Genomic DNA, 20,738 nt, shown 5'->3' with positions numbered 1-20,738 from the left:
GGCCTTGCTAAAAACCGCACAGCAAGCACCGATTAGCGCTGTACCACCACGCTATATCCCAATCCGGCAGCTACCTGGTCACCGCGACCAGAACGCGCGCGGCCTTGCCATGTCGCGGCAAGTGGTAGCAGCGTTTGAATATTGTCGGTGCGATATCAGCGCGATGACCTACGTCTTCAACACACATCTGCGCAGACGCGACACGTACCGAAGTTAGCTCGAATTCCCGGGGACTGGACACACCGTTCGGCATACGATCAGCGATCCAGCCGATATCGAGTCGATTCCCGCAGAACACCGCAAAATGACGCCTAGAGAGCGGCAAGACCACATAACGGCGACATTAACCCCGCTGGAGTCGGATTATTTCGGCTTCGGCGTCATCCAGCGCGATAACCACTTGACCTTCCGCATCGGCGCGGGTCACCTCCATATGGACACGATGTTCGGCTGCGCTCCGCTCTAGGAGATCCACGGCATGAAAACCGCTCCTATCGACGACGCCGGGCCTATCTCACCGCCGGCCGCGGGCAGTTGTGAGCAGGACTACCTTGCCAGTTTCCCCGTGCTGTCATTCCTCGATGCGAGCATTCCTGCACTATCCGCCATGATCACAACGCAGCTGGGCAGAAGGAATGTCACGGTGTTGAACAAAGGCAGGATCGCTGTGCATGCGGGTTGTCACGTTCCAATAGGAAACCCCAGGCACAGCGTGCGTCCGCAGCAATCCCATCGCCCATGACTCGGTCGCGCGGTACCTCGGCACGGGGAAATCGCTCTGCACCCGCGTCGCCGAGGGCAGGGGCGGCGTACCACCTCGCCCAGTCCAACTTCAGGAGCAGGGCCGCGACCGACCCCGGTCGAGATCAGCATCAACGGCGTTGATCACAGCCGGAGAAACACCCGAGAATATTGCGATTCTGCCGTGTTCGCGCGTCGAACGGCCTACCCTATAGACCGAAGCTCGGACTGCGCTTCCATACCTCAGCAATCCAGCTTCACAGCAACGCGACCATACGTTGCTGTCGCCCCTGCCGGCTACCGATGCAAAGCTGACGCAGGCTGCCTGCGACTATCAAGCCCACACCGCGAGACGAGCAGGGCGAAATCGGACTGCGCGAGCTTATCTGGTTTCAAAACCACTGCCCGACAACGCACGCCGCCGGGATAACCTGCCACTGCGTCAAATTCCCAGCAGATCATTGCGACGGCAGGCACAGATTGATATTGACGCCAGCGGCAAGAGGTTTTTTTGTACGTTTGCACGATTTTTCCACATGCATACAAGCAACCGGCTACGCTTCTGTTCACGCCAGCCAGCTATTGGGCCGGCATGAAGTTTGGGGGTCTGCGCGCGTCTTCGATGCCACGGTTATGTGAACAGATACCGAGAGTCGACGATACGCCACCGACAAAAGGGTAAATCTCGGGTTAAGGAGACATGAATAGCCTTGGATAAGACACGCGTTACGCCGGTTGCCGTCATTGGTATGGCGTGTCGGCTGCCGGGGGGCATCGACTCCCCCGACCTGTTCTGGGAGGCGTTGCTGCGCGGCGACGATCTGGTCACCGAGGTTCCGCCGGATCGCTGGGATATTGACGAGTATTACGATCCCGAGCCTGGTGTGCCCGGCCGGTCCATCTGCAAGTGGGGCGCTTTCATGGAGAACATCGGTGACTTTGATCCCGAGTTCTTCGGCATCACCGAGAAGGAAGCGACAGCGATGGATCCACAGCACCGAATGGTGCTGGAAACATCTTGGGAGGCCATGGAACACGCCGGCCTCACCCCCCAGAAGCTAGCCAACTCGCTCACCGGCGTCTTTGTCGGGTTAAATCACGGCGACTATCAGTTCGTGCATGCCGACGCTCATACCTTCGAAGGTCCCTACGGCAACACCGGCACCAATTCTTGCTTCGCGTCCGGACGTGTCTCCTACGCGCTCAGAGTCCACGGGCCGGCGGTCACAGTCGACACCGCATGCTCCTCCGGTCTGTTTGCTGCGCATCTAGCCTGCCGCAGCCTGCATGACGGCGAAAGCGACCTTGCCTTCGCGGGTGGCGTGTACGCGATGCTGGAACCCCGGAGGTTTGCCTCTGGGTCCGCGTCGGGAATGCTGTCTGCCAGCGGTCGCTGTCATGCGTTCGATGTCGCCGCGGATGGCTTCGTGTCAGGCGAGGGCGCTGTCATGCTGTTGCTGAAGAGGTTGCCGGACGCCCTGGCCGACGGTGACCGGATCCTGGCGGTCGTGCGCGGCACAGCCGCCAACCAGGACGGCCACACCGTCAACATCGTGACACCGTCAGCCGAGGCGCAAACAGCGGCCTATCACGCCGCGTTAGCTGCCGCCGACGTGGACCCAGACACCGTCGGCATGGTCGAAGCCCACGGCACGGGCACGCCGGTGGGGGATCCCATTGAATACTCCAGCCTGGCCGAGGTCTATGGCAGCAACGGCCCCTGCGCCCTCGGGTCGGTGAAAACCAATTTCGGCCACACCCAGTCAGCCGCAGGCGCATTGGGGCTAATGAAAACGGTCCTGGCCCTGCAACACGGCGTGGTTCCGCAGAATCTGCACTTCACCAGCCTGCCCGACGAACTCGCCCAAATCGACACCGAACTGTTTGTGCCACAGGAAAACACACCGTGGCCCAAAAACAGTCAGCACGCCCCCCGCCGCGCCGCGGTATCGTCCTACGGCATCTCGGGCACCAACGCGCATGCCATCGTCGAACAAGCCCCCGAACCCGCAACAACCGCTGCCACCCAAACCACCACCGCTATCAGCGACGCACTGCTGTTCCCGCTGTCGTCGAGTTCAGAGGACGGCCTGCGCCAAACCGCCGGCCGCCTTGCCGACTGGGTACACGCCCAGGGCCCAGACCTGGCGGCATCGGATCTGGCCTACACGCTCACCCGCCGACGTGGACACCGGCCGGTCCGAACAACCGTGCTGGCCAGCACCACAGCCGAGCTAACCGAGGCCCTGCGTGACGTCGCCACTGACGAAATCCCCTACCCACCCGCAGTCGGCCAAGACGACCGGGGCCCGGTATGGATATTCTCCGGACAAGGCTCACAGTGGGCAGCCATGGGCGCTGACCTGCTGGCCAACGAGCCGGTCTTCGCCGCAACAGTAGCCAGCATCGAACCACTGATCGCCGCCGAATCCGGATTCTCGGTAACCGAAGCAATGACCGCCGCCGAGGTCGTCACCGGCATCGACCGGGTGCAACCCACCCTGTTCGCCATGCAAGTCTCACTGGCCGCCACGATGAAAGCACACGGCGTCACACCCGGCGCGGTCATCGGTCACTCCCTGGGCGAGTCCGCCGCAGCCGTAGTCGCCGGAGCGCTGTCGCTTCACGACGGGGTGCGTGTCATCTGCCGCCGCTCGAAACTGATGACCCGTATCGCCGGTTGCGGAGCAATGGCATCGGTGGAACTACCCGCCCAGCAAGTCCTTTCGGAGTTAATGGCGCGTGGGGTCAACGATGCGGTGGTGGCGGTGGTGGCCTCACCGCAATCCACCGTCATCGGTGGAGCAACCCAGACCGTGCACGACCTCGTCGCCGCCTGGGAAGAGCGTGACGTGATGGCCCGCGAGGTGGCCGTCGACGTGGCATCGCACTCGCCACAGGTCGACCCGATCCTCGATGAACTCGAGGAGATCCTGGCCGACATCACCCCCCAAGAACCCGACGTCGCCTACTACTCGGCGACCTCGTTCGACCCCCGCGAGGAGCCCTACTGCGACGCCGGCTACTGGGTAGACAACCTGCGTCACACGGTGCGCTTCGCCGCAGCAGTGCAAGCCGCACTCGAAGACGGCTTCCGCGTCTTCACCGAACTGTCCCCACACCCACTGCTAACCCACGCCGTCGATCAAACCGCGCGCAGCCTCGACATGTCCGTGGCGGCTCTGGCCGGCATGCGACGCGACCAGCCACTGCCACACGGGCTGCGCAAACTCGTGGGCGACCTACACGCCGCAGGCGCCGCCATCGACTTCTCCACGCTCTACCCCAACGGACACCTCGTCGACGCCGCGTTACCCGCATGGGCCCACCGTCGACTACTCATTGTCGACGAAAAGGATCGCCTTGCGCACGACAACACCGTGGCGGTCCACCCACTGTTGGGCTCACATGTGCGGCTGCCCGAAGACCCGGAGCGCCACGTGTGGCAGGGCGACGTCGGTACCGAAGCGCACCCGTGGTTGGGTGACCACCAAATACACAATGCGGCCGCCCTTCCGGGAGCAGCCTACTGTGAGATGGCGTTGGCCGCGGCGCGAGCGGTTCTCGGCGAGAGGTCCGAAGTCCGCGACGTCCGCTTCGAGAAGATGCTGCTCCTCGACGACAAAACTCCGATCGGCGTCACCGCAACAGTAGAAGCACCCGGTGTCGCCCCATTCACGGTGGAAACCAGCCAGGACGGCGAACGCTCCCGACAGGCATCGGCTGTGCTGCACGCCGCCGACGACCAGAACCTCCCAGCCACGCAGAACATAGCCGACCTCCTGGCGGCTCATCCAAACCCTGCGGAAGGCGATGGCCTACGACAAGATTTCGACACACGGGGCATCCAGTTCGGCCCAGCCTTCACCGGCCTCGCGACCGCTCACACCGCCCAGGAAACCGGCGGCACCACCGTGCTGGCCGAAGTTAGCGTGCCTGGCTCTATCCGGTCACAACAGGGCGCCTACGGCGTGCACCCGGCTCTGCTGGATGCATGCTTCCAGTCGGTAGCCGCACACCCCAGCGTGCGTAACGCCGGCAATGGCGGGCTGTTGTTACCGCTCGGTGTTCGCAGACTGCGCAGCTACGGCCCAGCTCGCAACGCCCGCTACTGCCACACGACGGTGACCGCGTGCAGTTCAGGAGTGGAAGCAGACCTCGACGTCCTAGACGAACACGGCACCGTCTTGCTGGCCGTACGCGGCCTACAGATGGGCACCGGCGCTTCACAAAGCAGCGAGCGCGAACGCGTGCTCAACGAACGGTTGCTGACCATCGACTGGCAGCACCGCGAACTACCCGAAGACAACCACGACGATCCTGGTGCCTGGCTGCTGATCAGCACCTCCGATGCAGCCGACATCCTCACCACAGAACTCACCGATGCGCTCAAACTGCATGGCGCCCAATGCACGACCATGTCCTGGCCAAACCACGCCGACCACGCGGCCCAAGCCAAACAACTACACGACCAGCTTGAAGCCGGCGCATTCACCGGCGTAGTCGTACTCACCGCACCCAAAAACAACAAAGCCGACGCCGACTCCGGTTCCCGCGGAGGCGAATACGTCCAAAACGTTGTTCGCATCGCCCGCGAACTGCCGGAGATCGTCGGCAAAGTGCCGCGTTTGTATGTCGTGACCAGAAACGCTCAAACGGTGCTACCCGACGACAACGCCAACCTCGAGCAAGGCGGACTGCGCGGACTGCTGCGAGTGATCAGCGCCGAACACCCACATCTACATGCGACCTACATCGACGTCGACGGACAATCCTGCGCCGAACCCGTAGCGCGGCAACTCCTGTTGACCGAGTCGGATGAAGACGAAACCGCCTGGCGCAACGACCAGTGGTACACAGCCCGGCTAAGCCCCAGCCCGCTACGCCCCGAGGAGCGCCAGACCACGATCGTCGACCACGGACAGCAGGGCATGCGGCTGCAGATCCGCACTCCCGGCGACCTGCAGTCGATGGAATTCACCTCGTTCGACCGCACCCCGCCAGGCCCCGGCGAGATCGAGGTCGCAGTCACCGCGTCCAGCATCAACTTCGCCGACGTCCTGGTCACGTTCGGCCGATACCAGACCGTGGACGGGCAACAACCGCAGCTGGGCACCGATTTCGCCGGCGTGGTGACCGCGGTCGGACCCGACGTCACCGATCATCAAGTCGGTGACCACGTCGGCGGGATGTCCGCCAACGGTTGCTGGGCCACTTTTGTCACCTGTGATGCCCGCCTAGCTGCCCCCATACCCGATGGTCTGACCGACGCTCAGGCTGCCGCCGTGACCACCGCATCGGCCACTGCCTGGTACGGGCTGCACGACCTGGCTCGTATCAGAGCCGGCGAGAAGGTGCTCATCCACTCCGGGACCGGCGGGGTGGGACAGGCCGCGATCGCGATCGCCCGCGCCGCCGAAGCCGAAATCTTCGCCACCGCCGGCAGCGAGAAACGCCGACAAATGCTCCGCGACATGGGAATCGAACACGTCTACGACTCCCGCAGCATCGACTTCGCCGAACAGATCCGCCGCGACACCGACGGCTACGGCGTCGACATCGTGCTCAACTCCGTGTTCGGTGCTGCCCAATTGGCGGGAATCAAACTGCTGGCCCTGGGCGGGCGATTCGTGGAAATCGGCAAACGCGACATTTATGGTGACACCAAACTCGGCCTCTTTCCGTTCCGTCAGAATCTCGCGTTCTACGGTGTGGACCTCGGGTTGATGTCATTGAGCCACCCCGATGCGGTCCGCGAATTGTTAAGCACGGTCTACCGATCGACCGCCGAAGGGGTGCTGCCACTGCCCCCGAGCACCCACTACCCTCTTGCCGAGGCCGCAACGGCGATCCGGGTGATGGGCGCAGCCGAACACACCGGCAAGCTCATCCTCGACGTTCCCCACGCCGGACGCAGCAGCGTTGTGATGCCTCCGGAGCAGGCCCACATCTACCGTCGTGATGGTTCCTACATCATTACCGGCGGCCTCGGCGGTCTGGGATTGTTTTTCGCCGAGAAGATGGCCAGCGCGGGCGCCGGCCGGATCGTGCTTACCTCGCGGTCAGCGCCCGATCAAAAAACCCTGGAGACAATCGAACTGGTCCGGGCGATCGGCTCTGATGTCGTGGTCGAATGTGGCGACATCACCCAAGCGGATACCGCGCAGCGGTTGGTGGCAACGGCAACCGCCACTGGTCTGCCGCTACGCGGTGTGCTGCACGCCGCCGCGGTCGTCGAGGATGCCACCTTGACCAACATCACCGACGAGTTAATCGAGCGCGACTGGGCCCCCAAGGTCTATGGCGCATGGCATCTGCACGAGGCCACAGCTGGCGAACCGCTGGACTGGTTCTGCTCGTTCTCATCGGCGGCAGCCCTTGTTGGCTCACCGGGGCAGGGAGCCTACGCGGCGGCCAACAGCTGGCTGGACGCTTTCACCCACTGGCGACGCGCAAATGGCTTTCCGGCCACCTCAATCGCGTGGGGCGCCTGGGGTGAGATCGGTCGGGCAACCACCTTCGCCGAGGATGCAGGCGACGCGATCGCTCCGGACGAGGGTGCCTACGCCTTCGAGACGGTCCTCCGCCACGACCGCGCCTACACCGGCTACGCCCCGGTGATTGGATCACCCTGGCTGAAAGCCTTTTCGCAGCGAAGCCCTTTCGCGGAAATGTTCCAATCGATGGGACAAAGCCGTTCGGGCACAAGCAAGTTCCTTGCCGAGTTGGACGATCTGGACCAGCAGGAGTGGCCAACCCGGCTCCGGCGGCTGATCTCCGAGCAAGTCGGCCTGATTCTGCGCCGCACAGTCGATGCCGACCGGCCGCTCTCCGAGTTCGGCCTTGACTCGCTGGGGAACCTTGAACTGCGTACTCACATCGAGGCCGAGACGAAGATCCGCATTACAACGTCCGACATCACCACCATCCGAGGTTTGGCCGATCTCCTTTATGACCAATTGACATCAAAAGCCGACATTGCAGCACCCTCGTGAGGTAGGAATGGACCAACGCGCCAACAGCGCCGCAGGGGCCGGAAACGAGGAGGAACCGTGATCATAGGTGGGGGCTCGGAGGAAGTCACTCTGGGCGTGGGATTGGTTTATGACTGGGAACCCGGACCAGGTTCAGTCGTGACATGGCAGCCAACACCCGCGTCGGTTACAAAAGCCCGGCAAGCGCCAGTAGTTCCGGCTCCTCCTAGCTCCATGCAGGCAGCACATTTGCGGGGTTATGTCGAATTCGGAGAGCGGGGGCTTGATTATTCACGGTTGGTCATGGGCTCTTGGGAGATACCCGGCACTTGCGATATCCGCACGATGACCCATGTCATCAACGCACACCTTCGCCGCCACGAAACCTACCGCAGTTGGTTCGAGTACAAAGACGCTAAGAATATCGCCCGGCACAAAATCAGCAATCCTCGTGATATCAAGTTCGTGGCCGTTCAGCATGGCGAGCTGACGCAGCCAGAGTGGCGCGACCTCATCCTGTCTACGCCGAACCCGCTGGAGTGGGACTGCTTCAGGTTCGGGCTGGTGCAGCATCCGGACCACTGCACTCTTTTTGCGATTGTCGACCATCTCCACTGCGACCCGGCCCTGATCACCGGACTGTATGTCGAGATTCTGGCCAACTACCAGTCCCTAGTAGCTGGCAAACCACCAATCACGATGCCGGCTACAGCCAGCCATGATGAATTCTGCATACAGGAGCGCATGCAGGCTGACGCTATGACGCTGGACTCCCCCGAGGTCCGCAAATGGATCGAATTCGCTGAGAACAACAACGGCGGCATGCCGGACTTCCCCCTACCCCTCGGCGATCAGTCGATACCATGCGGCGGCGACATGATGGTAGTGCCGCTGATGAGCCCGGCCCAGACTGCGCGTTTCGAATCCACATGCATGGCCGCTGGTGCCCGATTCAGCGGCGGGTTGTTCGCCTGCGCAGCCCTGGCCCACTATGAGCTGACCGGTGAGGAAATCTATTACGGACTGACTCCGGTGGATAAGCGCAAGACACCGGACGACTACATGACAATGGGTTGGTTCACCGGTATTGTGCCGTTCACCGTTCCAGTCGACCCGAACTCATTCGAAGAGACTGCCCGTGCCACTCAAGCCTCATTCGACGAGAATATGGACCTTGCGAATGTGTCTTATGATCGCGTGCTGGAATTAGCTCCTTGGCTGAAGAGATATAGCCCTCAGTTCACGATGATGAATTACATGGATGCCGGCCTTCCTCCGCTCTCCGCAGTCGTGGCTACAGCTTTGAAAGGGGTGAATGCGACCGCCTACAACGACGGCCGAAGCCCCGCATACTTGTATATGTCGGTAATCCGTCTCTTCGACGAGGTTTCGTTGATGATTTCCTTCCCGAACAATCCCATTGCTCGGGAGTCCGCGACTCGCTATGGAGAGGTTATTAGTTCTGTGTTTAGCCGCGCCGCGGCTGGGCGGTACGCGGCCACGCCTGTTCACGTATCCAGATAGAGCTAGCGCACGTGAAATTTCTGGCCGAAACGAACGATTAGGGACAGAAAACAGGGGATAATCGGTGCTGCGGAGCCGATGTCCGCACATTGTGCGTGAATACCTGGCGCGATGCCGTAAGCCTCGTGCTAGCGAGTCATGGAACTCACGCCGATGTCGCACATCGAATTCTCACTGCGCCAAGAACAGAGAAAGACATCTCACGAAGTTAAAAGTCAAGCCACGAGCGAGGGAGGAGGTGGAAAGGCTAGATGTTCGGTGTAGTGCTGGCCGGTTTGCAGGCAGTGGTGGAGTTGGCCGAGGAATTTGTTGAACAGATGTCGTTGGGCTTGGTGGTTCCAGTCTCCTGCGGCGCGGCGGGTGTCGTAGTGGCGACGGGCGCCCGGCGAGGCGCGCAGCGATGCCAAAGCCCAGATGGGACCCACGGCGGCCAGGCGCCGGTTCTTGATATGGCGGTGCAACACGAGGGTTTTCTTGCCGCTGGCGCGGGTGATCGGCGCGGCTCCGGCGAATGCTTTCAGTCCGCGGGCGTCGGTGAAGCGGGCGCGGTCATCACCGATCTCGGCGAGTACCCGGGCACCGGCCAGGTTCCCCAGTCCGGGGAAGCTGGTGATGATCGTGGAGTCCGGGTGCTGCTCAAAATGGGCGGTTGCCGCCTCGGCGAGATCAGCAGCAGTGGTGCAGGCAGCCTCGAACTGACCCAGCAGCCCTGCCAATTGGATACCCATCGCGTTCTCCACGACCGGTGGTTGGTGCAGGTAGGTGTCGGTGAACACCTCCCGCAACCGTTCGATGTCACGGTCGAGATGGCGGCGGCGGCCGGCCTTGGCCAGCAGTCGGCGCAGTCGGGCCGGGGTCAGCTTGGTCGCCTGGGTGGGGGTTGGTGCAGCAGCCAAGATGGTGCGCGCATCTCGACGAGCCAGCCCGCCCTCGGGCAGGTCGGCGAACGCGGTGATGGCCGCCGGGTAGAAATCTTTGAGCACATCGCGAATCTGGTTGCCGATGTGTTGACGTGCCCATACCGCGTCTTGCTGAGCGCGGGCCAGCACCCGGATCGCCTGGGCCAACTCGGTGTCGGCGGGCAATGGGCGGTGCGCGCCGGGGTCGGTGCGCACAATATTGGCCAGCAGCACCGCGTCGGCACCATCGGATTTGGCCCCCGACACCGCATACCGTGCCCGATACCGCGAAGCCGCCAACGGGTTGATCGGATAAATCACCCGGCCAGTTTCTCGCAGCGCCGCCACCCACAGGCCACGATCAGTTTCCATCCCCACTGGTATCGGATCAGCGGCACTGTCACCGGCCTCAGCCAGCAACGTCAACAGCTGCGCGAACCCGGCCGCATCATTGCCCAGCCGTGCACGGGCTACCACCCTCCCGTCGTCATCAACCACAGCAACATCGTGATGCTCAGTAGCCCAGTCGATTCCACAAAACAAGCCCAAGACGTCCTCACTTTTTCGTCGGTGGATGGTTGCGCCGTTACCGGTGGACTCACGCGGCGCCCTAATCGCGGGACTCCAAGGTCCGTCATCTCACTAGCCGTCCGTGACTCCAGCACATCGCAGGACTTCGTTCTGTCGAAGAGCTCAAGGCTCGAGAACAACCATCAGGAAGTCACCCCTGCGACGGGCTCGGGCAACGGAATCTCACCACCAACCCGACAAGACCTGCCGCCAGACGCGCCGCTCTTTCTCAAGTCGTCGAACGACGGGAACACCAGACGTCACCTGACGGCAGATCCCGCAAGAAACAGGCCCCGGTCACCAACACCCGGACCGGTAACCAATCCCTACTAAACGATTAGGAACACCTCGTCCTTGCCAGCTCACGGCGTGAACGTGACCACGTTGAGATTCAGCAACAATTGGTTCACGTGATTTGTGGTCATCATCCCGGGCACCAAGACGAGCGGAATTCCTTGTGACTTTGCCTCTTCGAACGCAGCCGAGTTGGCGACCTGACCGGTCAGCGCGAAGCGGTCATGCAGGTACGGTATGCCGGGCGCGGCGAGCGGTGACGGTCCGTCCATCACGTGAAAATGTAAATGCGGAGCGACGGTGTTACCGGTATTGCCGACCAACCCGACGACATCACCGCGTGCGACCTTCTGGCCAATCCTGAACCGAATGCTGCCAGGCTGCAAATGCGCGTAGTTGACATAAAAGCCGTCGCCGATGTCCAAAACAACGAAGTTACCTTCAGTCTCATCGAACGGAATATCAGTGGGGAAACCGCCGGGGATCTGTTCGGGCAGATCGTTGCGGGTATCCACGACCGTGCCGTCGGCTACGGCAAGCACCTCGTTGCCATAGATGGCATAGCTGGCCGGATCGCTGGCGTCGCCGGTAAAGATCCTGCCCTTCTCGTCGGCCTGCTCATAGTCGATCGCGTAGCGCTGAGCAACGGACGCCTTTCCGTTTATCGGCAGCACCTTGCGAGTGCGCCAAGAGACCTCACAACAGCCATCGCCGACGATATAGCCGTCCCCCGCCAAGGGCGCCGACAACACCGGCAGCCTGCGCCTGTCCACAGTTGAGACGCCGATTCGCTCGGACATCGGATTCTGTTCGTCAGGCATTGCCTCCGCGATCACCCTTACCCTGTGGACGAGTTCGTCGGGAACGGCGTCCTTGGCGAAAACCACATGGAGGAATACCATTCCCGACTGGCCCGGCGTGAGATGATTGGCGCCCTTAGGGCTGCCGGCCGGGTGTAGTCGTTGCTGCAGCGCTTCAGCATCGAGGTCTTCAACGACCTCGTCCGATGACGCGTCGAGAACCTCAAGGCTGTCGACGAACAGGTCAGCACTGCTGAAGTTCGTGACCGACAATTCGTAAATCAGGTGAATTTTGCCGTCGGACCCGGCGAACGGAATCGGCGCTACGGGCACCGACCCGATCAACGGCGTCAGCGTGTCTGGTACCGAATCGGATGACGCCGTATCTGCCGCTGCTGCAGCCGTTTTTGCATCTGGCTGGGTCGAAATCCCGCAACCAAAGCAAATCAATGCGGCGCAACCCAAAACCGCCGTGGTGCGAGCCCACAGAAAATTCACTTGGCCACTTCGCCTGAGGTCAATCATTATCAGAATTATCCTGGCACGATCGCGGCACGCAAGCGCCATCTGAAACCCCCGACACCGCACTGCCCCGGCCGACCTAAACGGCGTTGACGTGCAGCGAACCTGCTGAACGAGATTTCGCCCCTGCGCGAGAACGGGGCGTCTGGATTCACAAAGTAAACACGTCAGCTTTCCCGCTTCACCGCAGTCAAGCGATTTGACCGAACAGATTAAGTCGCCGCACACGCCGGTCGATCATTGAGTCCCCTCATATTGAGCAGACCCCTACACCGATCTCGGTACGTGCATGTAAGACTTCGTTCGCCTATGGCGACGAGAGTTTCAGCGACCTGGGGCATCGGCACGGAGCCTACGTGGCATGGTTGATCATGACATGATCGCGACTAGAGGACCCTCAATCATCATCCCCGCCGATCACATAACCACCTTCGTGGTAGGCAATAGTGCAGGCGGTGATCTGTTGTCCACCGATAGTCATCAGCAGCCGAACCCGCATAGCATCAAGGACATCGGTGCTCTGGGCACCACTATCCTCTTCTTGGCGCTACGCCTGCTGAACTCGGTTGGCAATTGGCGCCAGATTCCGATGGATCTCCCAAAGGTAGGGGTGCGAAGGTGAGGATTAGCACGATCAGAAACCCTTGGTTGTCCGCTGTGACCGCCTTCGTACTCGTTTTCTATGGCGTTGCGGCAGCCATCTGGATCGTACGGAACACCACCGATGCCGCGGCCCCACCAGACGACTGCGCGATCGTTGAACAGCTTGCCCGTGAATGGAGCGTGCGGGCTGCGGCGACCAACGTCGCGGCGGACTCGGACGAGCGCGACCCGTCTTACGTTTTTGATCGATGGTCGGTCATGAGCGACAAGGCCCGCGCCGGAGCGGACTCAGTCTCGACGCCAGCGTTAAAGCAAGACTTGACCAAGTGGGCAGAAGGGTTTGCCCTGTTTGCCCAACTCCAACGCGACGCAACCGGTCAGCCCGCTCACGAAAGTGGGAAGCCAGGCCGGCAGCCGGACTTCGACCAAGCCGGAGACTTGATCTACAACACCGCCGCCGACCTACAGGAGGCGTGCCCAAAGGGATGGCCCGAGGACAGCGATAGCGGCCTGCCCACTGTTGCGGCGAACAGGTAGCTACGGGCGCGATTCGAAGCCCGGCTTGTGGGCCAACTCGCCCTGAAAGCGGTTAGCTGGCCGGATCCGCATGCGACGATTTTGATGACAACTGCGCCAGTCCGTGCTGAAGTGTCGGTTAGAAGATCGCCGTTGTTCACCAGGAGGCCTCACATGACAACCGATTTCAAACTGTATCGGTGCATGCAATGTGGATTCGAATACGACGAAGCACAGGGATGGCCCGAAGACGGCATCGCCCCAGGAACTCGGTGGGAAGATATCCCCGACGACTGGAGCTGCCCGGACTGCGGCGCGGCCAAGTCAGACTTCGAGATGATCGAGGTCAGCAGAGCCTGATCTTGCCACCAGGCCGGTTTGACCGGGGCAACTAGCCGAAGGCCTTTCGACCACGTCGACAACGACCCCGTTCGCTAAGCAACGCGGCGCCGTAGTGCCAGCACACGAGTGTGATATCTCCTGGCTGCCGCGCACGCAACGGCGCCGTTAGCGCAGTCGGTATTCCTCGGGAAACCCCCGGACATCGACGCACTACGGTGGGATCCATGAAGGATCTCAACGTCGACGGAGTCGGTAAGGTCAGCCGGATCGGGCTCGGCACCTGGCAGTTTGGTTCACGCGAGTGGGGGTATGGCGCCCCCTACGCGTCGGGCGCCGCCCGCGAGATCGTACGACGTGCCCGCGCCTTGGGGGTCACCCTCTTCGACACCGCCGAAGTGTACGGAATGGGCAAGAGCGAGCGGATTCTCGGCGAGGCGCTTGGCGACGAACGCGCCGAGGTTGCGGTAGCGAGCAAGATTTTCCCAGTCGCCCCGTTTCCAGCCGTGATCAAGCAGCGCCAGCGCGCCAGCGCGCGGCGACTGCAACTGGACCGCATACCGCTGTATCAGATCCACCAACCCAATCCGATCGTGCCCGATTCGGTGATCATGCCGGGTATGCGCGAGCTGCTTGACCGCGACAAAATTGGCGCGGCTGGCGTGTCCAACTACTCGCTGAGTCGCTGGCGAAAAGCCGACACCGCGCTGGGCCGTCCAGTTATCAGCAATCAGGTGCACTTCTCGCTTGCCCACCCGAGCGCGCTCGACGATCTCGTCCCCTTTGCTGAACGCGAGAACAGGATCGTGATCGCCTACAGCCCGCTGGCGCAGGGACTGCTGGGCGGCAAGTACGGACTCGACAACCGGCCGGGTGGGGTCAGGGCACTGAACCCGCTTTTCGGCACTGAGAATCTGCGCCGCATCGAGCCGCTGCTGCAGACACTGCGGGCTGTCGCCGCCGATGTCGGCGCCAAACCGGCGCAGGTGGCGCTGGCCTGGCTGATCAGTCTGCCGGGGGTGGTCGCCATTCCCGGCGCCTCCAGTGTCGAGCAGCTCGAATTCAACGTGGCCGCCGCCGAGATCGAACTCAGCGCTGATTCCCACAACGCGTTGACGAACGCGGCCCGCGCCTTCCGTCCCGTGGCAACCAGACAATTCGTCACCGATGTGGTTCGCGAGAAGCTTCAACACCGCTGAGTCGACGACCCTGCCGCCGCTGGCACGGCAGGGTCAAATCGTCTCGCGAGCAGCTCAGCGAAGCGAGCTCGATCGTCGCGTCCACTCTCCTCAACGAGAAATTTTGTGCCATAGAGTAATTCGACGGTTCCAGCAAGCCGGGTCTGTCGACCGTCGTCCGTAACTCCCAGCGGGAATGACGCAAACCGGTGACAAGCACGTAGCTTGGCACCGACGCCCACGTCGCAAGGTATGTGAACGTCGATCAGCGTGCGCGCAGGCACCGGCCGAACGGCGTTGCTTCTGCTGGTTGGCGCCGCACATGTTTGCCCCTGACAAGGATCAGACCACGGTCACGTTCGAGGACCGACGCGCGACCCGGCAGAAGACGAGCCACACCCGCATCACCTGTGACGCGCATCGACGCGATCGATCGCCCAGCGAATCTGGCAGATAGCTGACGTTTGCCTGTCTAATCGCCGTGAATTTCTACACCCCCGTGTGAACAATCACAGTGATCACTTAGTGTCACTTCACACGGCCAATATCGTTGGGATTTTTGACGTTTCAATCGCCGGGACGTACCGGGGCCTGCTGTTGCGCAGTTTCGTCGAACGGCACGACAGCCCCCGCAAAACCGCAGGTGAGCCTTGCGCCGGAGTCAAGGAGGTTCTTGTGAGTCGGTTTACCAAGACGACGGATCGTACCGCCAGTGAGAAAACGACCGGCACGGTCACCGGCTATTCCCACCACTTGGTCCAGCATTTCTGTAGCCGGGTTCTGCGCACACCCAATCAGCGAGTGAATCGGCTGCCATAAAGATGACCTGGACGCCCTCGGGAGACGGAACCCCGGACTCACCAAGAAACGACATTCTTGACAGCAACGTTCTTCGCCAATCTGTCGACCCAGATCTGTTTGACCGCTTCGTCGCCCATGCCGCCAGCATGTCGACGATCGACACCGTCGACGGCGTCTTCGTGCCGAATACAGACGACTTTATCCGTAGTGCAGCATCGGAATCGCTCGACGCCTACGAGTCCGAGTTACGCGGCCAAGCCACCTACGCCCAATATCTCAGCAGGCTAGCTACCGACAAATACGGCAAAGCTTCTCTGACGGCCCTGGCAGACATGGCCGACTCCAAGGGCCTTCATGTTCAAAGCGAAACCCTCAAGGGACTGGTGAACCACGGGGGTGACCTCGATATCCTCTCCGATCTCAGCCATCAAGCGGCCGATAACCTGGCCACCACCAACCCCGCAGCCTGGCTCGACGACTCCGAGCTTGATTTCGCGGAACGGCTTGAGCTAGGACAAATGACGAGTTCGAACGCCGAGAAATTCGGACGCGACCTCTTCTTCGACCCGAAAAAAGGAACCTGGTTCCCCGGGGTCACCCAGGCCGGCCAGGGCCTAGATCAACAGCTAGCCCGGCTCGATGAGAACTTGCGGAACAGCGCCGATGCAACGCCCGAGCTTGCAGAGGCCCGATCCCAGGTAAACCGAGCAGGATTCCTCAATGCCCAACTCAAAGTACAAGGCTCCCATGCCAAGGTCGCGTCGAGATTCAGCGCAATGGCCGGCAATAATGTCGCGCACCGCGCCTTCAGAGGTCTCGTCGGCAGGGCCGCCGGTGCTGATCCCAGCGTATTTGACCCTGACACCAAATCCGACTTGGTCAAAACACTCGCCGGATTAAGCACCGACCCCGATGGCTGGCGTGAACTCCGGTCTTGCGCTGCTGGCCGTTACGCAGACGCCAGAATGAAGACCAACCGCACCGCAAGAGAAGCTTCAACATTGGCCGAAGCCGCGCACGCCCAAGCCACGGAGGTCGTCTACGATTTCGACGCTATTGAGCACAACGTGGGCCGCTTGAATAAGGTGTTGACGCGCGCGAAACAACTTCTTCGTATCGGCCAAGAAGCCCGATCCTCGCTCGCGGCCACGTCGAGCGGCGCTGCGGCCACAGCACTTCAGCAATCGTATCGGCGAGTTGAAGATGCGAATCGGCAGGCTATCAGCGCGGGCGAATGCGCCGTCGAGGATATAAGCGTCAACAGCCAAAACATGCAACAAGCGGACCAGATTACGGCCAACCGCTTCGATAGTTAGCAACCAACAGCAATGTGGGGACGTCTCCGCACCAAATAGCGCGCACCCGCCGAGCCGAACTAGTGGATTAGTAGAACTCGGCGGCTATTTGTTGGTCGAGGGCGGCCATGTCGTGGTTGACCGCGCCGAGGTCACGCAGTGTCGCTTTGACGGCCACGACCAGGCGCCGGCTCACCCTCTCGATCATCAATAGCTTGGATTGGGTCGCGTCTGCGGCCTGCCCTGCCCCACCGTCTTGGAGCCGCAACCGCGCCTGGCGAGCGGCATCCAGATTGGCCTGAGCCCGAGCAGCGACCTGCTGCATCTCACGCACCCCAGCATCAATAGCGCGATGGTCATAAACCAGACGCCCCTCATCAGCGTCGCCACCGCCGATCGGCGGTGGCGGCGGGACAGCGAAATGCCCACCCAGGAGCCGATAGGCATGCTCACGACGCAGCTCCTCATCTCGCCCCAGCCGTGCCTGACGCCCAACAGACCACAAATCATGGGCATGCGTGGTGGCCTCACCGGCCATCCCACCCAACCGGGGCGGCTGATCACTATCCAGCTGCAGCGCTTGATCACCACCCAACCGCTGAGCCCGCTTACGAAAATGCTGGGCGTCTCGCCGATGATCCTCCGGCGACTGCTCCCGCAACTCCCGCGCACGCTGCCCAGCCACCCGAGCCCTCTGCTCAGCGTTCTGCGCTTGCTGCTGCGCGACCCGCGCATTCTCATGGGCCTCCTGCGCCCACTGCTGGTAGTCCTGCGCTTCCGTCCGAGCGTCCCGCACATGCTTCTGGGCCTCCCGCGCTTCCTGCTGAGCCTCGCGCACCTGCTTTTGGTAGTAGTCCAGTTGCTGCTCGGACTCCCGCACGAGCCGCTGTTGTTCTAGCGCGTCCTCCTGTTCCTCCTCCTCGGCCCACTGCGCCTGCTGCTGCCAATCCTCCTCGTGATCCTCAGCCTCACGCACCTGTCGCTGCAGGACCTCCACGCGCTGCTCGGCCTCCGCGGCCTTTTGCTCAGCATTCCGTGCTTGCTGCTGGTAGAACTCCTCGTCCTCCTGGACGTTACCCGCAGCCTCCTGAGCCTCTTGTGCTTCGTCTTGGGCCTGCTGGGCTTGCTGTTCGGCCTCCTGGGCGTGCTGCTGCCAGTTTTCGTGCAGGTCTGCTAGCGCGCCGGCCTGCTGGGCTTGTCGTTGGTAGTCGAGGGCTTGGTCACCAACAATCCGAGCGCGCCGGTCAACATCAGCACTTTCTTGTGCAAACTGACCAGCGCGTTGAGCATGCACACCCGCGTGCTCGTCAAAACCGGCACGATACTGCCCAACCAGATCATCAGCAGCAGACAGATCATCCAGACGCACCGGAGCAGGAAACACCGGCATGTCCGGATCCGGCGGCGGCGGGACATGACGCGGCAGATCCCCACCAAACGCCTCATCAGCCACTGGCCCGTGGTCAGGCACTCCGTTAGGCAGCAGACCCTCCAGACGCACTCGGGCGCAGGCTTTGCCAGGCGCTGAGCACTACCTACTCGGATGCCTTGCCGAGGACTGGAGTGCCACACCCCGGCTTGGGCATGGTGCGGTTCGGCTACACAGTACGGGCTAGTCGGCCCGCGAGCAGCTCGGCGAACCGAGCTGGGTCGTCGAGCGCACCCCCTTCAGCGAGAAGTGCTGTGCCATACAATAATTCAGCGGTTTCAGCGAGCCTGGCCTTTTGGTCGTCGTCCGTGCTGTCCTGGTGGGCCTGACGTAAACCGGTCACGAGCGCATGGCTCGGGTTGAGTTCGAGAATCCGCTTACCCACCGGAACATCCTGCCCTGAGGCACGATAGATCCGCGCGAGCGCCGGCGTGATTCCGAAGGCATCGGTGATCAAACAGGCCGGCGACTCCGTTAGCCGGTGCGACAAGCGCACTTCAGTAACGTGATCGCTCAGGGTCTCCTTCAGCCAGGTCAGCAAGTCGGCGAAATCTTTCTGCTGCTCCTCACGCTCGGCCTCGCTTTCCTCTTCGCCGGAATCGAGATCCACCTCGCCCTTGGCAACCGACTGCAGCGGCTTCCCGTCGAATTCGGTCACCGATCCCACCCATACTTCGTCGACAGGGTCGGTGAGCAGCAATACTTCGTAACCCTTGGCCTTGAATGCCTCAAGATGCGGAGACTTGAGCAGCTGTTGGCGCGTCTCACCAGCGGCGTAGAAGATCTGCTGCTGTCCCTCCTTCATGCGCTCGACGTACTCGGCGAGGGTGGTGGGTTCCTCATCGCTGTGCGTTGAGGCGAACGACGAAATACCCAGCAAGGTGTCCTTGTTGTCCAGGTCCGACAACAGCCCCTCTTTGAGGACCTTGCCGAACTGGGTCCAGAAGGTTCGGTAGTCCTGCGGGCGCTCCGTGGCCAGATCCTTGATCGCGGAAAGGACCTTCTTGGTTAGCCGACGGCGAATCGCGTTGATCTGCCGATCCTGCTGCAACATTTCGCGGGACACGTTGAGCGACATATCCTGCGCGTCAACCACACCTTTGACGAAACGCAAGTACTCAGGCATGAGCTGGTCGCAATCGCCCATGATAAAGACGCGCTTGACGTACAGCTGTATACCGACCTTGGCGTCGCGATTGAACAGATCGAATGGCGCATGCGACGGAATGAACAGCAGAGCCTGGTACTCGAACGTGCCCTCTGCCTTCATCGCAATCACCTCAAGCGGGTCATCCCAGGCGTGCGCGATGTGCTTGTAAAACTCTTTGTACTCGTCTGCGGAGACCTCTTCTTTGGGCCGGGCCCAAAGCGCCTTCATCGAATTGATGGTCTCTGTTTCGATGGTGACGACATCTTCGCCGCCATCTGCGCCTTCTTCCGCATCCGCCGGGGTGCGCCGCTCGACCTCCATCCGGATAGGCCAAGCGATGAAGTCGGAGTACTTCTTGACCAGGTTCCTGATCTTCCACTCCGCGGTGTAGTCGTGCAGCTCATCCTCGGCGTCTTCAGGCTTGAGATGCAGAGTTACCACCGTTCCCTGCGGAGCGTCATCCACAGATTCGATGGTGTAGGTCCCCTCACCGCTCGACTCCCACCTGGTGGCCTCACTCTCGCCAGCCTTGCGTGAGAGCAGCTCTACCCTGTCGGCCACCATGAAACTTGAGTAGAAGCCGATACCAAACTGACCGATCAGCTCCTCCGAGGCGGCCGCGTTCTTGGCCTCTTGCAGCTGTTGTCGCAGCTCGGCGGTGCCCGACTTGGCTACAGTGCCAATCAGATCAACAACCTCCCCGCGCGTCATACCGATGCCGTTGTCGCGAATGGCTAAGGTGCGCGCATCCTTGTCCACCTCGATCTCAATATGTAGATCCGCGGTGTCGACGTCTAAGTCCTTGTTCCGGAACGCTTCAAGCCGCAGCTTGTCCAAAGCATCGGAGGCGTTCGAGATCAGCTCCCGCAAAAACGAATCTTTGTTCGAGTAGACTGAATGGACCATCAGATCCAACAGTTGTCGAGCCTCCGCCTGAAACTCCAACTGCTCAACGTGCGCGTTCATGAGATTCCGTTCGACGACATAGCGGTCGAATCTACCGGGATCCGTTTCGTGCCTGCGGCGCGGGGTCAGCCAGAAACGGGCGCGCAGAACGGCGGCGACAACGCAATTGACTACCCCGTAGATGCGAACAGGACAGC

11 protein-coding genes are annotated in these 20,738 nt (G+C 61.6%); 7 read left to right on the top strand and 4 right to left on the bottom strand.

Features of this window, described 5'->3' with window-relative positions:
* Positions 1-1,451 precede the first annotated feature (1,451 nt).
* Both pks2 and ACO07W_RS19000 read left to right on the top strand, forming a co-directional pair.
* Positions 1,452-7,736, top strand: a complete 6,285-nt coding sequence (pks2, locus tag ACO07W_RS19005; RefSeq protein ID WP_421845220.1) for a sulfolipid-1 biosynthesis phthioceranic/hydroxyphthioceranic acid synthase — start codon at positions 1,452-1,454, stop codon at positions 7,734-7,736.
* Positions 7,737-7,793: 57 nt separating this feature from the next.
* A complete protein-coding gene (locus ACO07W_RS19000) occupies positions 7,794-9,239 on the top strand; it encodes a condensation domain-containing protein (protein ID WP_421845219.1) in 1,446 nt (481 codons plus the stop codon).
* 215 nt (positions 9,240-9,454) lie between these two features.
* Here the strand turns inward: ACO07W_RS19000 and ACO07W_RS18995 are convergent, their stop codons facing one another.
* Positions 9,455-10,681 carry an IS110 family transposase gene (locus ACO07W_RS18995; RefSeq protein WP_421845748.1) on the bottom strand — a complete coding sequence of 409 codons (1,227 nt, stop codon included), beginning with the start codon at positions 10,679-10,681 and terminating at the stop codon, positions 9,455-9,457.
* 389 nt (positions 10,682-11,070) lie between these two features.
* Positions 11,071-12,135: a M23 family metallopeptidase gene (locus tag ACO07W_RS18990; RefSeq protein WP_421845218.1), complete on the bottom strand. Its 1,065-nt coding sequence runs from the start codon at positions 12,133-12,135 to the stop codon at positions 11,071-11,073.
* Between the two features lie 550 nt (positions 12,136-12,685).
* Between ACO07W_RS18990 and ACO07W_RS18985 the strand changes: the two genes are divergently transcribed.
* The 5 genes from ACO07W_RS18985 (at position 12,686) to ACO07W_RS18965 (ending at position 17,077) form a co-directional block, all read left to right on the top strand.
* Positions 12,686-12,946 carry a hypothetical protein gene (locus ACO07W_RS18985; protein ID WP_421845217.1) on the top strand — a complete coding sequence of 87 codons (261 nt, stop codon included), beginning with the start codon at positions 12,686-12,688 and terminating at the stop codon, positions 12,944-12,946.
* 35 nt (positions 12,947-12,981) lie between these two features.
* Positions 12,982-13,464 (top strand): hypothetical protein, encoded by a 483-nt coding sequence (locus ACO07W_RS18980; RefSeq protein ID WP_421845216.1) that lies wholly within the window; start codon positions 12,982-12,984, stop codon positions 13,462-13,464.
* A 153-nt stretch (positions 13,465-13,617) separates the two neighbouring features.
* Positions 13,618-13,803 (top strand): rubredoxin, encoded by a 186-nt coding sequence (locus tag ACO07W_RS18975; RefSeq protein ID WP_421845215.1) that lies wholly within the window; start codon positions 13,618-13,620, stop codon positions 13,801-13,803.
* A gap of 206 nt (positions 13,804-14,009) precedes the next feature.
* Complete coding sequence (locus ACO07W_RS18970) at positions 14,010-14,981, top strand: aldo/keto reductase (RefSeq protein WP_421845214.1); 972 nt, start codon at positions 14,010-14,012, stop codon at positions 14,979-14,981.
* A gap of 800 nt (positions 14,982-15,781) precedes the next feature.
* Positions 15,782-17,077: a hypothetical protein gene (locus tag ACO07W_RS18965; RefSeq protein WP_421845213.1), complete on the top strand. Its 1,296-nt coding sequence runs from the start codon at positions 15,782-15,784 to the stop codon at positions 17,075-17,077.
* A gap of 67 nt (positions 17,078-17,144) precedes the next feature.
* Here ACO07W_RS18965 and ACO07W_RS18960 read toward each other — a convergent pair whose 3' ends face one another.
* On the bottom strand, positions 17,145-18,557 hold the full coding sequence (locus tag ACO07W_RS18960; RefSeq protein ID WP_421845212.1) for a hypothetical protein: 1,413 nt from the start codon (positions 18,555-18,557) through the stop codon (positions 17,145-17,147).
* Between the two features lie 97 nt (positions 18,558-18,654).
* The gene (htpG, locus tag ACO07W_RS18955) at positions 18,655-20,601 is read right to left on the bottom strand and encodes a molecular chaperone HtpG (RefSeq protein WP_421846106.1); all 1,947 of its coding nucleotides are present in this window, start codon (positions 20,599-20,601) and stop codon (positions 18,655-18,657) included.
* Between the last annotated feature and the right edge of the window lie 137 nt (positions 20,602-20,738).

The organism is Mycobacterium sp., from assembly GCF_965230835.1.
In the GTDB taxonomy this organism is placed as follows: domain Bacteria; phylum Actinomycetota; class Actinomycetes; order Mycobacteriales; family Mycobacteriaceae; genus Mycobacterium.
The sequence above is the reverse complement of the archived record's forward strand: the minus strand, read 5'-3'. Positions and strand labels throughout refer to the sequence as shown.

What these genes read in the sequence shown, in the direction of transcription:
- ACO07W_RS18985 (WP_421845217.1), top strand. Translation starts at nt 12,686, where the DNA reads ATGGTTGATCATGACATGATCGCGACTAGAGGACCCTCAATCATCATC.
- ACO07W_RS18965 (WP_421845213.1), top strand. Translation starts at nt 15,782, where the DNA reads ATGACCTGGACGCCCTCGGGAGACGGAACCCCGGACTCACCAAGAAAC.
- ACO07W_RS18970 (WP_421845214.1), top strand. Translation starts at nt 14,010, where the DNA reads ATGAAGGATCTCAACGTCGACGGAGTCGGTAAGGTCAGCCGGATCGGG.
- ACO07W_RS18975 (WP_421845215.1), top strand. Translation starts at nt 13,618, where the DNA reads ATGACAACCGATTTCAAACTGTATCGGTGCATGCAATGTGGATTCGAA.
- htpG (WP_421846106.1), bottom strand. Translation starts at nt 20,601, where the DNA reads ATGAACGCGCACGTTGAGCAGTTGGAGTTTCAGGCGGAGGCTCGACAA.